The organism is Dialister sp. (genome assembly GCF_036343215.1).
Taxonomy (GTDB): domain Bacteria; phylum Bacillota; class Negativicutes; order Veillonellales; family Dialisteraceae; genus Dialister.
Genome location: NZ_JAZASU010000201.1, coordinates 1 through 1467, shown reverse-complemented (window position 1 = coordinate 1467; position 1467 = coordinate 1). Strand labels below are relative to the sequence as shown.

The following is a 1467-nucleotide window of genomic DNA, read 5'->3' as shown; positions in this document are numbered from 1 at the left end:
TGCAAACACATATCCGGGCTCCAGGCTTCTGAACTCACAGTCAAAGAATTCCGCCCAGGCTCCGCCGAAAATGAAGTCCACGCTTCCTTCTATATAGCAATTCCTGAATACAACATGTCTTGGGGTCCTCGGCTTTACCTGGCCGGGACCTAAGAATCCGTCCTTTTGGATTTCCTTCGGTGGAAGCGGAGCAACAAACAGGGTATCCTGAAAGCCTTTCAATCTGCAGTTTTCAAAAGTAAGTCCGTCGCCGTCACAATAGAGAGCCAGGGCCTGTCCGGCTGTCTTTCCGCTTCCTGCCGTATTTTCAAATGTACAGTTCTTAAAAGAAAGATTCGTCCCGTTCACAAGCAGGGTCGCCGTCCGGAAGGTATGATAAGGTTTCCCGTCCGGGTGGATTTCCAAAGCTCCGCAGGCATTGGTGAAAGTCTTGCCTTCTATCATCTTGTCAGCAAATCCGATTACGGATTGGCCGGTAAAAACCGTTTCCTTTTCCAAATTCTCAAGTGTTAAATTCCGCACCATTTCGAAAAATTCCCCCTTGCATTTTTAATTGTAACCGCTTACATTGTATATTGTTTGAATCGGCAATGCAAGCAGATAAACTCGCAGCGGGCCTATAGACCAAAGCAGGACAAATGTCCTCCAATACCACAGGGGAAACAGGGGAATCTCATGAATATCTACGACATCGCCCGGGAGAGCGGTTATTCCACCGCTACGGTCTCCCGTGTCATCAATGGCTCGGACAAGGTCACAGCAAAGGCAAAAGCGAAGGTCATGGCCGTCATCGAAGCCGAAGGCTATACTCCGAACGTCTTTGCCCAAGGCATGGGGTCTGACTCCATGAAGACCGTCGGTGTCCTCGTGCCGGACATCAGTGACGACTTCATGTCCCGGGCCGTCTCCTATCTGGAAACCGGCCTCGTTGAAAAAAATTTCGGCATGATTCTTTCCTGCTCCGGCTTCACGAAAGAGGGAAAAGAAAAGCATATCGGCATGCTTCTCGAGAAGAGGGTAGATGCCCTGATTCTCGTCGGATCCACCTATGCCGGCAGCACAAACGCTGCCCACAATACGGGCATCATCCGGGAAGCCGCAAAAGGCAAGCCTGTTTTCCTGATCAACGCTTTCCTTGACTGCGAGAACGTCTACTGCACATTTGCAAATGATTTCTCCGTCACTTACGATGTGACAAAGCGCCTCTTGGATGACGGCCGCCGGAAGATTCTCTTCCTGACGGATTCCGATTCCTACAGCGCCAATCAGAAAAAGTCCGGCTACCTGCATGCCCTGCAGGAATACGGCTATGAGGCCGATTCCGACCTCATCATTCATACGAAAAACGACATTACTTTCACAAGAGAACTCATGAAAGCCATGCGGCCGAATATCGATGCCTGCCTGGCGACAGACGATGCCATGGCCGTTGGCGTGATCAAGTATGCCCTGGACCGAGGAATTTCA

2 protein-coding genes are annotated in these 1467 nt (G+C 50.5%); one reads left to right on the top strand and one right to left on the bottom strand.

Going from position 1 to position 1467, the window contains the following annotated elements:
• On the bottom strand, window positions 1-525 hold a 525-nt coding region (locus VZT47_RS10365), incomplete at its 3' end, for a pectinesterase family protein (RefSeq protein WP_330224884.1).
• Between the two features lie 150 nt (window positions 526-675).
• Between VZT47_RS10365 and VZT47_RS10360 the strand changes: the two genes are divergently transcribed.
• Window positions 676-1467 (top strand): LacI family DNA-binding transcriptional regulator (locus VZT47_RS10360; protein ID WP_330224883.1); only part of this gene is annotated, 792 nt, incomplete at its 3' end.